The 15826-nt window shown below is 62.1% G+C and carries 10 protein-coding genes; 3 read left to right on the top strand and 7 right to left on the bottom strand.

Annotation, left to right across the window (positions count from 1 at the left end):
• Positions 1–253: 253 nt before the first annotated feature.
• A complete protein-coding gene (locus HUS56_RS10185; RefSeq protein WP_371808304.1) occupies positions 254–733 on the bottom strand; it encodes a very short patch repair endonuclease in 480 nt (159 codons plus the stop codon).
• A 367-nt stretch (positions 734–1100) separates the two neighbouring features.
• Here HUS56_RS10185 and HUS56_RS10190 point away from each other — a divergent pair, with 367 nt between their 5' ends.
• The gene (locus tag HUS56_RS10190) at positions 1101–2411 is read left to right on the top strand and encodes a DNA cytosine methyltransferase (RefSeq protein ID WP_217423992.1); all 1311 of its coding nucleotides are present in this window, start codon (positions 1101–1103) and stop codon (positions 2409–2411) included.
• Positions 2408–3493 carry a hypothetical protein gene (locus HUS56_RS10195; protein WP_173923333.1) on the top strand — a complete coding sequence of 362 codons (1086 nt, stop codon included), beginning with the start codon at positions 2408–2410 and terminating at the stop codon, positions 3491–3493. Before HUS56_RS10190 ends, HUS56_RS10195 begins: the two co-directional genes overlap by 4 nt.
• Before the next feature lie 25 nt (positions 3494–3518).
• Here the strand turns inward: HUS56_RS10195 and HUS56_RS10200 are convergent, their stop codons facing one another.
• Complete coding sequence (locus tag HUS56_RS10200; protein ID WP_173923334.1) at positions 3519–5300, bottom strand: DUF262 domain-containing protein; 1782 nt, start codon at positions 5298–5300, stop codon at positions 3519–3521.
• 258 nt (positions 5301–5558) lie between these two features.
• On the opposite strand from HUS56_RS10200, the gene HUS56_RS10205 reads away from it, so the two are divergent.
• A complete protein-coding gene (locus tag HUS56_RS10205) occupies positions 5559–6107 on the top strand; it encodes a hypothetical protein (RefSeq protein WP_173923335.1) in 549 nt (182 codons plus the stop codon).
• Here HUS56_RS10205 and HUS56_RS10210 read toward each other — a convergent pair.
• From HUS56_RS10210 to HUS56_RS10230, 5 genes are read right to left on the bottom strand one after another with little or no spacing between them, the layout of a single operon-like run.
• Complete coding sequence (locus tag HUS56_RS10210) at positions 6087–9512, bottom strand: type ISP restriction/modification enzyme (RefSeq protein WP_173923336.1); 3426 nt, start codon at positions 9510–9512, stop codon at positions 6087–6089. The two genes, HUS56_RS10205 and HUS56_RS10210, sit on opposite strands and share 21 nt — an antisense overlap.
• Positions 9509–12595, bottom strand: a complete 3087-nt coding sequence (locus HUS56_RS10215) for a helicase-related protein (RefSeq protein ID WP_173923337.1) — start codon at positions 12593–12595, stop codon at positions 9509–9511. Before HUS56_RS10215 ends, HUS56_RS10210 begins: the two co-directional genes overlap by 4 nt.
• 17 nt (positions 12596–12612) lie before the next feature.
• Positions 12613–13749 carry a hypothetical protein gene (locus HUS56_RS10220; RefSeq protein ID WP_173923338.1) on the bottom strand — a complete coding sequence of 379 codons (1137 nt, stop codon included), beginning with the start codon at positions 13747–13749 and terminating at the stop codon, positions 12613–12615.
• Positions 13746–14366: a hypothetical protein gene (locus tag HUS56_RS10225; protein ID WP_173923339.1), complete on the bottom strand. Its 621-nt coding sequence runs from the start codon at positions 14364–14366 to the stop codon at positions 13746–13748. Before HUS56_RS10225 ends, HUS56_RS10220 begins: the two co-directional genes overlap by 4 nt.
• On the bottom strand, positions 14363–15772 hold the full coding sequence (locus HUS56_RS10230; protein WP_173923340.1) for a hypothetical protein: 1410 nt from the start codon (positions 15770–15772) through the stop codon (positions 14363–14365). Before HUS56_RS10230 ends, HUS56_RS10225 begins: the two co-directional genes overlap by 4 nt.
• Positions 15773–15826 lie beyond the last annotated feature (54 nt).

Raw genomic sequence — 15826 nt, forward strand, 5'->3', positions numbered from 1 at the left:
GTGCGCATGCCGTGGCTGCCCGGCACACCGACTTCGCATCGCATCCGATTTTCCTGACCTGGCCATTCAAGGTGCTCGTGTCGTTCGTGATCAAGATCGTCGAGCCGGCCGCCTCAAGCAGCAGACGCTAACCTGTGGGCGTTCGGCATTGGTGGCGTGGTGGGGCCGACAGGCACTACTTCGCTGCAGATACCGCGGCGCCACCTGACCGCGATGAATCTGCTCGGGGAGTTCCGACGCCTTCCGCGTCGACTCATTGCTTATCGGGACTGCGGATTGTCATTTGGATCTTGTCAGCGACGGCTGCCGCACCTTCGTGCTCCCAGAACCGCAACACGAGCCAGCCGCAAGCTTCCAGTTTGATGTTGGTGTCAATGTCGCGCGCTATATTCGCGGCGATCTTGTTTGGCCAGTAGTCAACATTGTGTTTGAACGCCACTCGCCCATGTTGGGGGCAGCCGTGCCAGAAGCAACCGTCGATGAAGACGGCCACTTTGGCCTTCGTGAAGACGATGTCCGCCTTCCGCCGCAAGTCGGGATCGGGTGCGATGGACACTCGAAAGCGAAGTCCGCGGCTGTGGAGGACTCGTCGCACGGCGAGCTCTGGCTGCGTGTCTCGCGCCCGTATCGCCTGCATGTTGCGTCGGCGGCCAGGCGAGGACGCCCAGGAGTCCGCTGCACGCGTGTTACCCATGGTTCTGAGCATAGGCGCGCTCCTCTGCGCAGCCGCCATTCCGCCCGAACTCGCTGCCAAACTGATCTGTGGACCCAAGCGCCGCGGCGCATTGGGGACGGATTGCCTGCCCGAGAGCCGGTGGCAGTGCTGGATTAGAGCCGACGCTAGGGGTGGTGGCCATTTGCTATGAGATCCACGATGGTGCCCGTGCAGTCGATCTCAGCGTCCCGCCTCTCCTCGAATGCCGTGGCACGAGACACGTACTCGCGGATCCAGAGTCTTCGTCGGGCTGACCGACCCAGCGTCGTCAACGAGCAGCGTGTTTCGCTCCGGCCTCCAGGGATTCTGGGAGGCTGTCTCGCGACGCTCGCGGTGCCATCCCTCTCGAGTCAGTGGATGCTGGCATGCTTCAAGGATGGCGAGCTTGGAACTGGACGAAGGTACAACGACACCCGCCCCGCGGGTGGTTGATCTGTTTGCTGGCGCCGGTGGGCTTTCTGTTGGCCTCCGCAGTGCGGGGTACAGAGTGCTCGCGGGCTCTGATAATGACCCTGATGCCATGGCCACGTTCTCGCTCAATTTCCCCGAAGCGACAACCATCACCGGCGACATTCGGCAGGCAGAGGTCAAACGTCAGATTGTCGAGATTGGCGCCAGCGCTGATGTCGTCGTCGGAGGACCACCTTGTCAGGCGTTCTCGCAGGTCAGGAATCACTCGCGACTAATCGATGATCCCAGGAATTCGCTCTATCGTGAGTTCGTTCACGTTGTGGGCCGCATTGAGCCGCGAGCATTCCTGATGGAGAACGTTCAGGGTATGTCCCAGATGGGCGTCAAGGAGCAGGTACTCCACGACTTGAGCCAGCGTGGACAGTACAGAGTGGTCGCTAGACTCGTTGACGCAGCTGATTTCGGGGTCCCACAGACGCGAAAGAGGCTCATATTCATTGGGATTCATCGAGACCTGGGCGTCGAGCCGCCAGAGGTCGAAGGGTCAGGCGCTAGCGCTGCACTTACCCTTTTGCCCGACTCAGAGCGGCGTCGGGGTTATCGGCTAGGTCTGAGAACGGACGTCATCGCGGAAGAGTTGCTCCACCGACTTCAAGACCCGAGTGATGTAGGGATTGTTTCCGCGGAGCAGGCAATCGGCGATTTGAGCTTCCTAGAGGCAGGTCACCGAAAAGACGCGCTTGACTCTCGCGATCTTGGAGCCGTCCGCTCGGCCTATCAGCGAAGCATGCGGGTGTCTGGAGTCGTACGCAACTTGGGCGTCCCGCGCATGAATGTAGACACGACAATGAGATTGAACGGCATTCCGGCCGGGGGAAACCACCGAGATCTCCCCGACGAGCTGCGGGCACGGTATCTCACCGGGCAGAAATGGGGACCAAGCACTGACTCTGATCGGTTGGCCCGAAAGCACTACTACGCATATCGGCGGCTTCACCCCGATCTCTGGGCGTGGACGTTGAATACAAAGGCTGACGCGGTCTATCACTATCACAATGCACGAGCCCTGAGCGTTAGAGAGTTCTGTCGCCTGCAGTCTTTTCCTGATGACTTCGTCGTCACGACCGACTCCCGTCAGGGCGACATAGCTGGCCGAGTCCCCAATGGAGCGACGCACAGTCGCTACCGGCAGATCGGGAACGCCGTTCCACCGCTGCTTGCTCGTGCGATTGGCGCCCAACTTCATTCGATCATCGCTCCCGCTCTGAGTGGCGCGTCGGCGTGACGGTTGGCGTCGGGGCAGTCGCCTCAGAGCGGGCGTTCGGCGCCGAGAACCGGGCCCGATTGTTGGCCATCTACTTCGACGACATTGCGATTGAGCCGGTAACTGCCGCGTCGGCTTGGCAGCACGTTTATCGCCTGTTGATGTGGGTCGATCGCACAATCGGACTGGCCCACTGTTACGAGAGCGACAAGTGCCAGCCGGGAAGGCCGTGGTATGCGCGCTCGCTACAGTTTCATCGTTGGCTCAGCGCGGAGCTAGGAACTACACCAGCCAAGTTGTCAGAAGGCGTGGACTGGCTCTTCACCTCAGCGGTCCAGGACTTGACGAGAGCCCGGGAGTCACAGAGCGCTCTTCTGGCTCAGAAAGCGAACGCTCAGCGCGCTCCCTTTGCGCATGATGACATGCCCTTACCCGGAGAAGATCCCGAGCTCGAGAACATGATTGAGCACGCGGTGCTCGATGATCTCGGTATGACGGCGCCCGCTGGGTTTGCGAAGAACCTATCGATGAAGGTGCAGACCTATCTCGCGAGCGAAAACAAACGCAAGAATCTTGTCGGGGAAGGGTTCGAGGACACCCTCGCCGAGGTACTCTTCCGTATCCCGTCGCTGAACCGCGCCTATGACATCCTGCTGCGGCCGGCGCTGCACGAGCTTCCGGGATTCAACCCGCCTCGAGGTGGTGATAAGACGAAGCGGGTTGATCTCGCCCTTGTGCGTCGATCGGATGGTCGACGGACCCTAGTCAGCTGCAAGTGGAGCATTCGTAGCGATCGGGAGGAACAGTTCGCGACGGATTTCGAAGCCTATGCCCATCTCGAATCAAGCGGGGAAGATTTCGCGTATGTCCTCGTCACAAACGAGTTCGATCCAGCCCGATTGGCAGCGGCGTGTGAGAACCGAAGGCAGAATGCTGAGATGTTCACGGAAGTGGTCCACGTGAACCCGGCCGGCCCCTTGGCGGCTTACAGCGTTGGACTATCTCAAGGACGAACAGATAGCCGCGGAATCGCAAGGGCGCGAGCGCACATCTCATCCGGCCGACTGGTGGGGTTGGCGGATTGGATTTCCTCGCTGTATTAGGAGAAGCCTTCTGCTCCTAGTCGGATCACTCGGGGACATCGGGAAGTTCGTCAAGGTATTGCGCGTCGTCCGAAAGGTTGGCGAGCTGAGCGACCTCATCGGCCTCGACCTCAGTACTCTCCGGCCGTGGCTCGCCCGGGAAGGACCACACGTCGAAGACCCACCGGCTCAACTCCTCTTGCCTGGCATCGATTTCCGCAGGACCCCAGGTCTCGTATCCCAACAATTCGCTCGTCATGATGATGTCTGAGGACTCGTAGGCATCGACCTTTTTCTGTGCAAAGCCGGCGTTCTTGATGGATGTGTTGAATCGTTTGCCGAGCAATGTCAGGTTGCCCAACCGGTTAATGATTTGGGCGTGATTTGCCCACTTAGCGTCGGATGGAGTCTGCGGATAGATGTGCTCAACGTGAACCTTGTCTGGAGCCTCAACGGACATCTCTCCAGTTGCGCGCTTGGCGTGTTCGATTTCGAGCAATAGATATCGTGCCGTTGCAATTCTGCTTACACTTGCTCGCTTGAAGCGTGAAATAAATTCGCTACCGTCGGGCGCGAGCGCGCGGAGCGCGTCGACCGCAGCTGCGAAGTCGCCTGAACTTCTCAGATGCGCCGCGGCCTCGTAGATCGTTGATTCGAGAAGTGTGCTCTCCCGACCGCCGATGACGTTGTAACGGACGAACGTCGTTACTAGAGCTGAGCTGAATTCACGCAGCGCTCCGATGTCGTCGCCTCTGGCCGAATATGCGGAGAGCATTGCAGGGTAGAGCACTTTTGCTCCCAGAGCTTTCATCGCTTCGAGCTGCTTCCGTACAGCCGGGTCCGCGTCTTGACCGCGGGCGATGTCGCGATATATGGGGGCAGCGTCGGCCAGGTCAAGAGACAACTGAAGCGGATCAAGGTTTTCAGTCAGGACCGTGTCCTTGATCTCTCGATAGAGCTTTCGAGCCTTTACATCTCCGTATCGGCTGACCCAGAAGTGCCGCAGGAAGTCGTCGACATTGGCTTCATCAGCAATTCCCAACACAATCTGCCAAGCAGCGACGATGCGTTGCCGAACGTCATCGTTGGCAGCGCGTCTCATCAAGAGATTCCTGAGTAGATCAGGTGTCGACAATCCAATCCCGCGGTCGTTGAGAGTCTCAAAGACCGCCGCGGCGTTGTCCTCATCGGTGGAGCTCACGACCACGACCGACATGTGGTCACAGGTCACACGACCAAGGCGGAGATTGCGTTCGAATGCGGCTTCGCCACCGCCTTCCTCAGCTCCAACCGCACGCACCTTTTCCAAGAAGAAGTCGCGAGCCTTTCTGATGAGACCATGAGACTTCAGCCTCGGAGCTGGGCGAGGCTGGTCAACGTTTCGTTCGTCCTGTACCTCTGCCCTGAAGAACTCGCGGTCGTACGCGTTAAGTGTCAGGACTGGCGTCGACATCTCAGTCGCATCATCGAAGTCGGCGATGTACTTGTTCTGGAGTCTGGTCGCAGCATCAGCCTTATATCCGCGCCTTTCATCACGAAGCACGGACAGAAGTATTGTCGCCGTTGCGAGCCGCTGCTGGCCGTCAAGGATAAGATTCGTAGCGCCACCCGTGACGAGCACCGTCGAACCAAGGAAATATTCTTCGCCGACGATATTCTTCTCTGGATACATCGCATCGAAGGCAACAAGATCCATCCAGAATGATTCGATTTCGTCCGACCCCCAAGAGTACGAACGCTGCCAGTCGGGAACCTGGATGCGGGGGCTCGTGGTACTTAGCAACGTGCCGATGGTTTGGCGGTTCGCGTCGTATCGCTGGTCTGGCATAGGGCGAATCTAATGCATTTGGAACCCGGTTGGGGGCCCGGAACGACCTCGTCAACGCAGCTTCGTCACCTTGCATGGTCCTGAGCTCGTCACCGCATTGGCGCAGCCGGTGTATGTGCCGTCAGGTTCGCGACAACCTACGTCGAAGCCGCGAGCCAGAGCATACTTCTTGGCTCGCGAACCGACGGCCGAGATCGCGGGCCGCGCAGAACGTCCGACCGGCGTCGGACAGCGTATCCGCCGCATAGACTCCGCGATATGGACGAGTCGGCCGCCCTCGACAGGACCGCGGCGCGCGCCGTCGAAACGGCTGACCGCGACCGCGTGCTCTGGTCGGATGCCGACCGCGAGTGGGCGAGCCGCGCGGCCGCGACGATCGTGGGAGAGCGGGCGAGCGCGGAGGAGTTCCTCGGGCGGCGGGCGCCGCTCGTGCTCGAGCGGATCGGGACCCGCCAGCCGGCCGTGACGCGCACGGTGCGCGGCATCCGATGGCGGCCGTGGGTGGGCGTCGTGACCGTGATCGGGGCGTTCCTGTTCGGCCTGCTCATCGACCGCATCGGCGGCGGGTCGAGCATCAACCTGCTCGCCCCGCCCGTGTTCGCGCTCGTCGTGTGGAACCTGGTCGTGTACCTCTGGCTGCTCGTGCGGCCGCTGGTGCTCAGGGGCGGGGCGACCGGTCCGCTGCGTTCGCTGCTCATCCGCGTTGCATTTGTCCGTGATCCTGCGTTGCATCCATGGACGGAAATGACGCAATCATCGTCGAGCTCCGAATCTGCGGTGGGGGCGCTATCTCAAATCGTCCCCTGAGAAGAGCGCGCCGTCGTCCACCCTCGCTTTCGGCGGCTGACGCATCCAAGCTGGCGGTTCAGGGAGATCATTAGCGCGGATCAGTGGTCCGTCCAAGATCTGATCGAGCAACTCGACGCCGGTTGGGAGAATCGAGAGGGTTTCGCGGAGTACTGCGACAATCTCGATGAGCTCGTCGCTCCATGCTGCTGACCAGTTCTCCGGGCGAATCTTGTCGAGCGGGGATGCGCTCGATGCGGCACGACCGGCCGGTTTGGTCATGCGATAGCCCAGCCATTTCGGAATGACGGCCATGCCGCTCACCTCGAACACGAATACCTCTGGCGGAACTCCAGAGAGCACCCCGTCGGCGACTCGAAGCTGTTGCGCAGCTGCATCGTACGAGATGTCCTTGCTGTCCTCGGGCAGGCGCGTAGGCTTCGACTTCCAGCGAATCCCTGAAATCGGTAGGCTGCCCTTACCCTTTGCAAACCGTTGAGCGAACGTCTGCAGCCAGAGCAGGTACTCGCCATGTTCGGCCATTGCGTCGAACAGCGAGGGGTTGGCGGATAGCGGCACCCGAGGTCCCGGGGTCTCCAAGCCCTCCCGAAAACGAACGGTGTAGTCCGTGCCGGCGAGCACGCCGAAGACGTATGCGAACAGGCGCTCGGCCGTGACATTCCGCGTGGTTGACCCGCGGTCGTCGAGATGTTTCCTGAGGCGTTCGAGCAAACTCGGATCGACGTTCGGCGTACCGGCGGCGTCGCGGTAGAGAGGGATGACATCTTTGCCGCCGAATGAACCGCGGAAGTGATGTTTGTCCGGGACGGCGGTAGTGACTGTCCCAGCTGGACCGTATCCGAGCCGACTTGAGGTCATAGTAGTTAGGAAGACTTGCCTCGCGGAAAGCGAAGCCCAAAGCGCCGGTCGCTCGAGGGCGATGAGGCGCGGATCGTGGATTATCCACTGGCGATCGAATGATCGAAGCCCGGTCGGCACGATGGGCTCGGGCTTATCGCCTGTCTTCAGTTCAATGATCCGTGTCATTCCGGAAACCTTGGTTGTGATTTGCCGTCCGGTAGACGAGGTGCCATACGCTTCTTCCCGTTCGTCGGGTACGGCGGTGGCCACTAACGCCTTCCAGCGTGAGGCAAGGGGCGCTCGATCAGGTGCTACCGGCCAGGGTCGGGTGATCATCATTCCGGGCTGCTGGAGTGGTAGCAGGGCGGGCAATGCTGGATGAGCATTCCATTCTTCCCCGCCAGTCGTGGGGACAAACGGTGCGTGCCAATCGGCACTCGCCTCTGTCCAAGCCAGACTCGAACCGCCTGCCACCAAGTCGTCGAGCAACTTGAGCTTTTCTACGCGGGTGCCCCATTTCGATGCGTAGTGCACTCGACCTGGGACAGAACGATCTAGTGCTCCCTGGCGAACAAGAGTCACGATTGCGACTGGTGACTCAATGTCGAAGACATTCTCGTCCTTGCGAGCTCCCTTATTGTCCCCATGCAAGTCGAGCACGAAGATCTCGTCGGCTACCTCGCGAGCCAAACGCCGGAGGCCAAGGAAGCCGGGCCCGTTGAGCCATGAGGATGCTGTGATCATTGATACGACGGCTGGCCCGTCGTTCTCCTCGAAGGCTTTCCAGATGGCCCAGCGCCAGAAGTACACGTAGAGGTTGTAGAGGCTTGCGTGTGCACTGAAAATGACGTGCTGTTTCGCGTCGTCGAAGATGTCGTCGAAGAGCGATCTGTGGCCACCGGGCCTAGGGGCAGTGATGAAGCCTCCGCTGCCGGTGCTCTCCACCCGGTCATAGGGAGGGTTTCCGATTATCACGTTGTGGTGACGGTCGTACTTGACCTCATTCGCCAGCACGCCCTCGATGCCTACCGGGTCGTCCATGCCGGTAAGTCGGGCGACTCGACGGGGGCCGAGCGTGTCCCCCAGGAAGATCGGAAGCCTTTCCTTGTCGCGCAACTCGCCGGGAAGGTCGAGGGACACCTTGAGATGGCTAACTGCGTAGGAGGCGAGCGAGATTTCGAGTGCGGATGCGTGGTGGAGCGCCGTTGTCAGCCCGGCCTCTCCTACATTCCACTTCGCCTGCTCAAGCCATTCGACCAGGAACGTCCCCGTGCCGTTCGCCGGGTCGAACATCGAGACGACCGTGCTCTCGGGCTTCACGTTCGCAGGAATCTGGATATCGGGATGCGCTTTGACGTAGTCAGCCCATGTCGTTGGGTCGGCGACGCCGAGCGGGAGGCCGAAGGACTTGAGCGCGTCGTCGACGGTCTTCACGATGTATCGGACGACGGGCTTCGGGGTGTAGAAGGCGCCAAGATCCTTGCGCTGCTGAGGGTCGTACTGGGCGAGGAACTCCTCGTAGAAGTAGACGACCGGGTCGTCGCGCTGGTTGTCCGCGCCGAAGTCGGCGAGGAGTTCGTCCACGTCGGTCTTCGCGAGCTGTTCTGCGAGATCGGCGAGCCCGAGTTCGTCAACGTCGATGACGCCGTCCGCCTCGTCGCGGAAGCGAGAGTAGATCGCGTCGAGGAACTCGTTGTCGAAACTGATGACCGCGAGCGATCGTTCCGCCTTGAACCGCTCCGGGTGGGCGATTCGCGCGGTCAGCAGCCCGTAGACCATTGTCTGGGCGTAGACGTCCGCGAAACGCGCGGCCGAGATGTCTCCGATCAGCCGCTCCTGGACGTCTCGATACAGCGACCGCATCGGTCCGCTGTCGGTCTCCACGGCGAGGAGCGCCTTCACCTCGTCGCGGACATCTTGGGCTACCTCCGCCATCCGCCGGGAGAGCGTCTTCGCGCTTCGCAGGCCTTCTCGGTAGCCGGCGAAGCTGTTCGTCGCACCCGGTTCGACGACCAGCCGAGGTCCTCGCTCGTCGGTCCACTTCAGCTCGGTGAGGGCGCGCTGGACGAGGAGACTGAGGCGGGTCTCAGTCGGGTTACCGGTCCACGAGAGGACCCGAAGGACTCGTTTGCCGTCCGCCTCTCGGAAGTTCACCACGTGGACGGCCGGCTCATGGCCGTCGGAGAGGCAGAAGAAGAGCAGATCTCCGAGATCCCATGTCGGAAGCTTGCCTCCTGAAGCACCCCGCTTACTGGTCACCAGCCGCTGAACGAGTCGGCGGATCGCTCCGATGGGGAGCTGCCCGCCTTCGAAGCGCAAGAGGAACGCGCCGAACTCCTGCTTGGCGGTCAAGGGCGGAATCTGCGAGATCCCAGCCAGTTTCGCCACCTGGCTCGGGTCGAGATGAAGTTCTTCGGGTTTCCAGTCGAGAAGCAGCTCTTCCGGCTCCAGGGCCGCGTCGTACAGCGGCCAGTCCAGCCCCTCGTTAAGAAAGGCCAGGAGGTCCCCGGTGGATCTAGGCGCAGCCTTGATCAGTCGCTGCATATGGGCTTCGTTCGGGGTCATCGGATCTCCATCCAGCAGACGGTCTCAGGAGCAGGGGCATCGAGCGGAAGCTGAGTCTCTTTGCGGAGCTGTTTGGTCTCGTCTCGCTCGAACTCGCGGAGAGAGGCGAGGAGCTCGGCTCGGGGGCTGAAGCCGACGGCGGGCTCCTCGGGCTCTGCGCTGATCGCCGCATCGATGAGCAACAGGCCTCGTACGACGTCCGCTCCGGTCTTGAGCGCCCACTCGACTCGACCGAGTTCCATGCTCCACTCCGCCTCAGCGTGCTCGGACGCCTTGGACAGGACCGGCACTCTGCGGCATACGAAGATTCCCTTCGGGTTGCCGCCCTTCGCGGTCGAGATCCCGTCCGGTAGCCGTTCGACAAGCCCAGCAAGGCTCGGATCGGCTTGAGTGAGCTCGAGCCACTTGAGCCTGAGCTGTTCGATCGGCGCGATGTCCCCGACGTACTCATCCTTGAACGCCTGGAACACCTTCACGTCGTCGAACATGTCGGATTCGTCGAGGAGCTTTCCGCCTGGGATTCCGAGCGTCTTCGAGATCATCAGGGTCTTGCCGTTCACCCGGTTGTGGAGCCTGATCAGGCTCTCGATCTCGTCCGGGGGAAGGAAGTTCCGGATCTGAATGTGCCCGCGTGACTTCCTCGCGGCGGGGCGCTCCTTCACCAACGCCGCTTCGATCGCCGGGTTCATGCGGCGGTCCACGCGGCCGATACGCTGCATCAGACGCACCGGATTCCAGTGGATGTCGTAGTTCACCAGCAACGTGCCGTCCTGCAGGTTTACGCCTTCGCTGAGCACGTCGGTGGAGATCAGCACGCGTAGCGGGGTGAGATCCTTCCGCTCGGACGCGCCCACCTTGTTATAGAAGGGGGCGAAGCGCTTAATCATCGCGTAACGATCGTTTCCCCGCGTCCCGTCGATGCGGTCGACATCGGTGAGCCCGTCCTCTTTGAGCCGAGTTTCCAGATAGCGGGCCGTGTCGGCGAACTCGGTGAACACGATGACTTGCTGAGTGCGGAACTCGTCGGTGAAGACGGAGGCATCCAGGCCGTGTTTCTCCGACTTCTGCGGCCCCATGAGCAAAGTTCGGAGCTTCGCGTACTTCTCGTCGAGGCCGGCACCGGCGAGGACGAGGTTCATGAACCGTGTGAGCTGATCCAGGTCCTCGAAGGCGGCGTCGATCATCTCGCCCAGCCGATATGCGCCGCCGACCAGGTTGTAGTCCAGCTCCTCGAGCGCCTCTTCGGTGAGATCCTCTTCATGCCAAACCTCGTCGAGAGCTGGACGGTACGTATCGTGGATCGCCTGCAGCGTGGTCTCGTTCCCCGCCCGCCACTCGAGCAGGCGTTGCTCACTTGCAGGATCGGCTTTCACGTTGACGTCGAGCCAGTGGAGAATCTTCGCCGACAGATCCAGGCATGACCCCGCGAATGCTGCAAAGCTCGATTCGAAGCGCTTCAGGAAGATCGTGCGGATCAGGGCGACGACTTGTCTTTGCCTGTTCTCTGCGAGCGGATCGACCAGCGGATCCGTCGAGAATGCCAGCGGGTAATACATCGGCAGTACGAACAGCGGATTCGCGCGGCTGAAGGCGACTTGGATCTCGGCGAAGAGCGGCGTGTACAGCAGCCCGAACTCGTATGGTACGACACGCGGCACCTGAGTTTCGGGGAACACCACCTCGGCGCCGCCGACGACCTTCGCGCTTTCGATCGCATAGCGGCGACTGTTCTGATGGATGATCGACTGGAACAGCTTGTCCTCCGCCATCAACGCGTCGATCGCGGCGTGGTCCGGAACGGTGTGCTTGAACGGCTTTTCCAGCGAGGCCACGTACTTCCGCAGGCTATTGACGCCGATGCTCGCGAAGTACGCGTCGGAGTTCTCGCCGGTGAACAGTTCCGCCTGGTGGACCAGGTCGAAGAGCGAATTGTTGATCGGCGTCGCGGTGAGCAGGAACACCGTCTTGCCTTCGCAGATCGTGTGCATGCGCCACCACCGTGAGCCCCAAGGATTCTCCTCGGTCGGCGACTTGCCGTGGTTCCGGAAGTTGTGCGCCTCGTCGATGATGACGACGTCCGCTCGCTTGGCCAGGTGTTCGATCTCCTCGGCGCCGGCTTTCGTCGTCAGGTCTGTATGCGCCTTGACGATTACGTTCGAGAACTGCCCCCCGTAAAGGTCGGGCAGCTTCTCCTTGATCTCCGGGTTCCACACTGCGTCCTGGCCGGTCTTGGTCGCCATGATGAGGACGTTCTTACGCTGCCGCACCGCGTAGTACTCGGTGAGCATCAGGCCGACGAAAGTCTTGCCCAGACCTACTCCGTCGGTGACGAAACCGCCGTTCCACTGCCTTGCCATCTCCACCAGCGAGTGGAACGCTTCGCGCTGGTAGGGCGCGAGCATCGGATAGATGGTCGACTCCGACTCCTCCCAACTCGAGTCGCTCGTTTCGGCGTTCGCTGTGAGCGCGTGCAGCGCCTTCGCATAGACCTCGAACGGCGAGAAGGTGCGGACGTTGTGCTCGAGGACCGTAAGCAGGCGCGGGTTGACCGGCGCGGCCTGATTCCAGTGCTCTTCGTACCACTCCTGAAGCTCGACGACTTCCGGACCCTGGAAGCGCACGTTGAGCTCGACGTTCCTGGTCAGGCCCGGGCGGGTGAAGTTCGACGAGCCGACGAGAGCGGCTGAACCGACCACGCGGTGTCGTCCGTGAGTGATGTACGCCTTCGCGTGGAATTTCTTGGGCTTGTAGACCCGCACTTCGATCTTCCCGGAGCGAATAGCGTTGACGACCGCCTCGATCCCCGTGAGGAACGCATCGCCGGTCCGGCGCTCGACGACGATCGACTCGTCGAGCGCCGCCGCGATCGCGTCGGCCGTCGTCCGGCTGGTCTCACCGCCGATCAGCAACCGGATGCGATCGACCTTCTGCCATGCCCCATCGAGCTCGAGGAAGGCCCCGATCTCGAAGTGACCGGTCGCGATATCGATCGACTCGCTCAGATCACACCATTCGCGGACGTACTGGAGCGCCTTCCATTCTTCAGAGGTGTTGTCGACGATGAAGCTGTCAGGCGTTGCCATCGCTGTCCTTCCTTGTCTCAAAGATCGAAGTGCCCGGGAAACCAGCCCGACGGGGTGACCGTGGCGACACGGCGCAGGCCCTGGTCGTCGAGGTAGATGAGATCGCCGAAGGTCGTCAATCGGATGGTGCCGCCTTCGTGGGCGATGCCTTCCAGCGCGGAATCCACCGCGGGCGCTGAATCGGCCGCCGCGTCGGCAAGCCGGATGCCCGAGTCGAGGTCGACGAGGTGCCCGCCCACGAAGTCATAGAAGTGCGGCAACAGGAAGCCGCGCGCTTCCTCGTTCTCGGGGTCGACGCCTGTGTAGCCGAGCAGACGTGCGACCCCGGCCACGAAGCCGACGACTGCCCCGTCTTCGGCGACGGACAGGTCGCCGAGCGGTGACGGGCTCGTCCACTGACGGACCTTCTCGCGAAGATCGCCCTCGACTTCGTCGCGGACCGTGCGCCCAGTGGCGAGATCGATGACGTCCCGGGTCTTCGTGACTCGCAGCTTTCGCTGGGGAACTTCGCCGATCCAACGACCGCCGATCGGGGGCCGACTCCCGGCGACCGGGGCGAGCTCGATCGCGGCTTCTGCGTCATCGTTCGGGACATCGCGCGGGGAAAGTTCAGCGGCGACATCTGGATCAGCCTGCGCCATCGGCGCGATGGGGGCTCGACCGTATGCGGGAGGAACGTGCTGGCCGGTGCGGATTCGGGTGATGCGCTTGATGAGCCTTGCCGCGGGAACCGAGATCTGCAGTCCCGTACCCTCGCCGAATCGGCGCACCAGATTCGCGGCCTCCTCGAGCTGACTCAGAGTAGGGTCCGCGCTGAAATGCAGCCAGGTGTTGCGGGTGTCGAGGATCCTCTTCGCCAGGCCGAACCGGTGCTCATGAAAGGGGAAGACGAGCCGAAGGGGCGAGTCGGTCGTCCAGACCAGCTCGCCGAGGAAAAAGCTAGGGTCGTTGAGGGCGACGCGGCCCTTGGCCTTCCCGCGGGTTTTCAAGACCCTCACCCAGTGGCCGAACCAGCCAGGGCCGAACTCGGGGATCAGCTGCTCGTCCGCCCGGTGTGCCAGTTCGAGGCCGAACCCGCGCATGAGCGAGAAGTAGCCCTTCATGACATCCCCGTACGTGTCGCGATCCGGGTACTCGATGATCACCGGCGTCATGCGTGCAGCACTTGCACGCCACGCTTGCCGAACGACTGCTGGATCGCGGCTACGCGCGTGATCGCGAACGCCGTGAACACGGCCTCGGCGCCGTCTTCGTCGATCTCGAAGGCCGGATCGTCCCGGAACCGCTTCGCTTCGGGCTTCAGCTCGACGTAGCTTCCGACGCGCATCGCGCCATGCGAGCGCAGGAGCTCCGCACCGTCCGATCCGGCGAGCGCGTCCAGTTCGGGCCATCCGACCGAAGCCAGGGTCTGGTACTGGCGGCCGGCAGAGAACTTCATCGCCCGAAGCAAACCGACGAGTGAACCCGCGCCCGAGTCGGACAGCGTCAGGCGACCCGCGCCCTCAAGGCGGCGGTAGGCGTCAGGTCCCGCCAAGAAATCCAGCGGCTGCACATCGGCCGACCCGTCGGGCCATCGGATGAATCCTGCACGCATGGCGAGCCCGTCGGGCGTCGAGAACTCCGCGTACCTCATCCTCCCGACCGCCGGCTCTCCACCGCGGCCCGCGCTCGTCGGGACTCCTTCGTGCTCGAGCTCCTCCGCGAAGAGGGTGACCGCTACGAGGCCGACGTTGAAGTCGAGGTCATCGCCCGCCGTGTCCGGCTTCGTCATCGGTGGGCCTCCTTGGACACGAGACGAAGGTACTCGGTCTCGAATGCGTTGTATGCCAGTTCGTAGGTCTCCGGCGCCTTGCCGACCTTCTGCGGGTCGTACTGGAGGGGGGCGAGTAGCAGCTTGAACTGCTTCACGACGGCGGGAAGGCTCCGTTCCAGGAAGGGATAGGGCGGCGTCCGCCAGCGGACAGTACCCTCGTCGGTCGTCTCCATCAGGGCCTTGAGCCCGTACACGAGGGGCACGATGAACCCCTCCGGACTGTTGTAGTCGACCTTCGCGCCGAAGTACTTCGTGACCTTGCTGCGCTTGCCGGCGTTGAGCTTGGCGACGGCGATGATGCGGCCGTACTTACCGCCCTGCTCGTTATAGATCTTGGGGAAGGTCGCGTAGATGTGGTCGTAGAGGGCGGGCATCTCCGAGGCGATCTCGAGGGCGCTCTTCACCTGCCGACTCGAGAGCTCCCGTCGATACACCCCGGGGATCTCGCCGGTGACGTCTGCGGAACTCATGAGCCGCTCGAACCTCGTCACGCAATCCCCCTTGCTGCGGTAGATGTTCTGCGGCAGCGGTGGTTCGACTGTGCGGCCGTCTTCGTCCCTCGGCATCGGATCGAGCAGTCCGAGCGGGATCCACGCAAGCGCCAGAAGGTCCGCGACCTTGATCGCGCCGCCGTCGTTCGTCTTCCATTCCACTCTGCCTGCAAGTTCCGCGGGAAGCAGCGCCCTCAGGTCGTCGTAGTAGCCGTGCTGATTCGCCTTCGCTTCGGCCTTCAGCTGGACGTTGTTGTTCCGAGCCGCGCAGATTTCGAGGAGCGACGCCGAAAACGCCTCAACGATCCCAGGGTCGTCGACATCCTCCGGCACGATCAGCTCGACCGGGATCAGGAAGTCGAGGTCGTCGGTGGCGTGGTCTTTCCGGGGCTCCGAGGCAGCGCTGCGAGTGGAGGCTACGACACCGCGGTTCTCATTCCACAGGTCGCGGAAGTCAGCCCACAGCTTCACCTTGCGGAGCTGCGCCTCCGGGATCCCGGTCATGCCGAGAACGTGGAGACCGATGGCCAGGGTGTTGTGGCCGCCGTCGAGGATTCCCTCGGTTTCGGTATCCGCGAAGACGACGCGGAAACGTCCGCGTTCAAGCCGTTCGTAATCGGCGGCCCCGAGCAGGATTCCCTTGGTCTTGAACGGGAACTCGTCCGGCGTGTCGATGATCGACTCGCGGATCGCAGCGGTCACAGGCCCGACCTTGGACGACCGCGGATTCGCCTCGAGATCTAGTGCGTCGATGATCGGGACAAAGTTCCGCGCCTTGACGAAACCCGATATGCGAGTGATCCCGCGGATCGTCTGCTCTGCGGGCTGTTCGAACTTGATGATGACCGAGTCGTCGGCCTGCGTGTGTTCCATAAGATCCTCCTTTGTGCCAAGGAGGACCTCCGGTGGATGTGCGAAGACATGCTT

The organism is Agromyces sp. Marseille-P2726 (assembly GCF_902809835.1).
Classification (GTDB): Bacteria; Actinomycetota; Actinomycetes; order Actinomycetales; family Microbacteriaceae; genus Agromyces.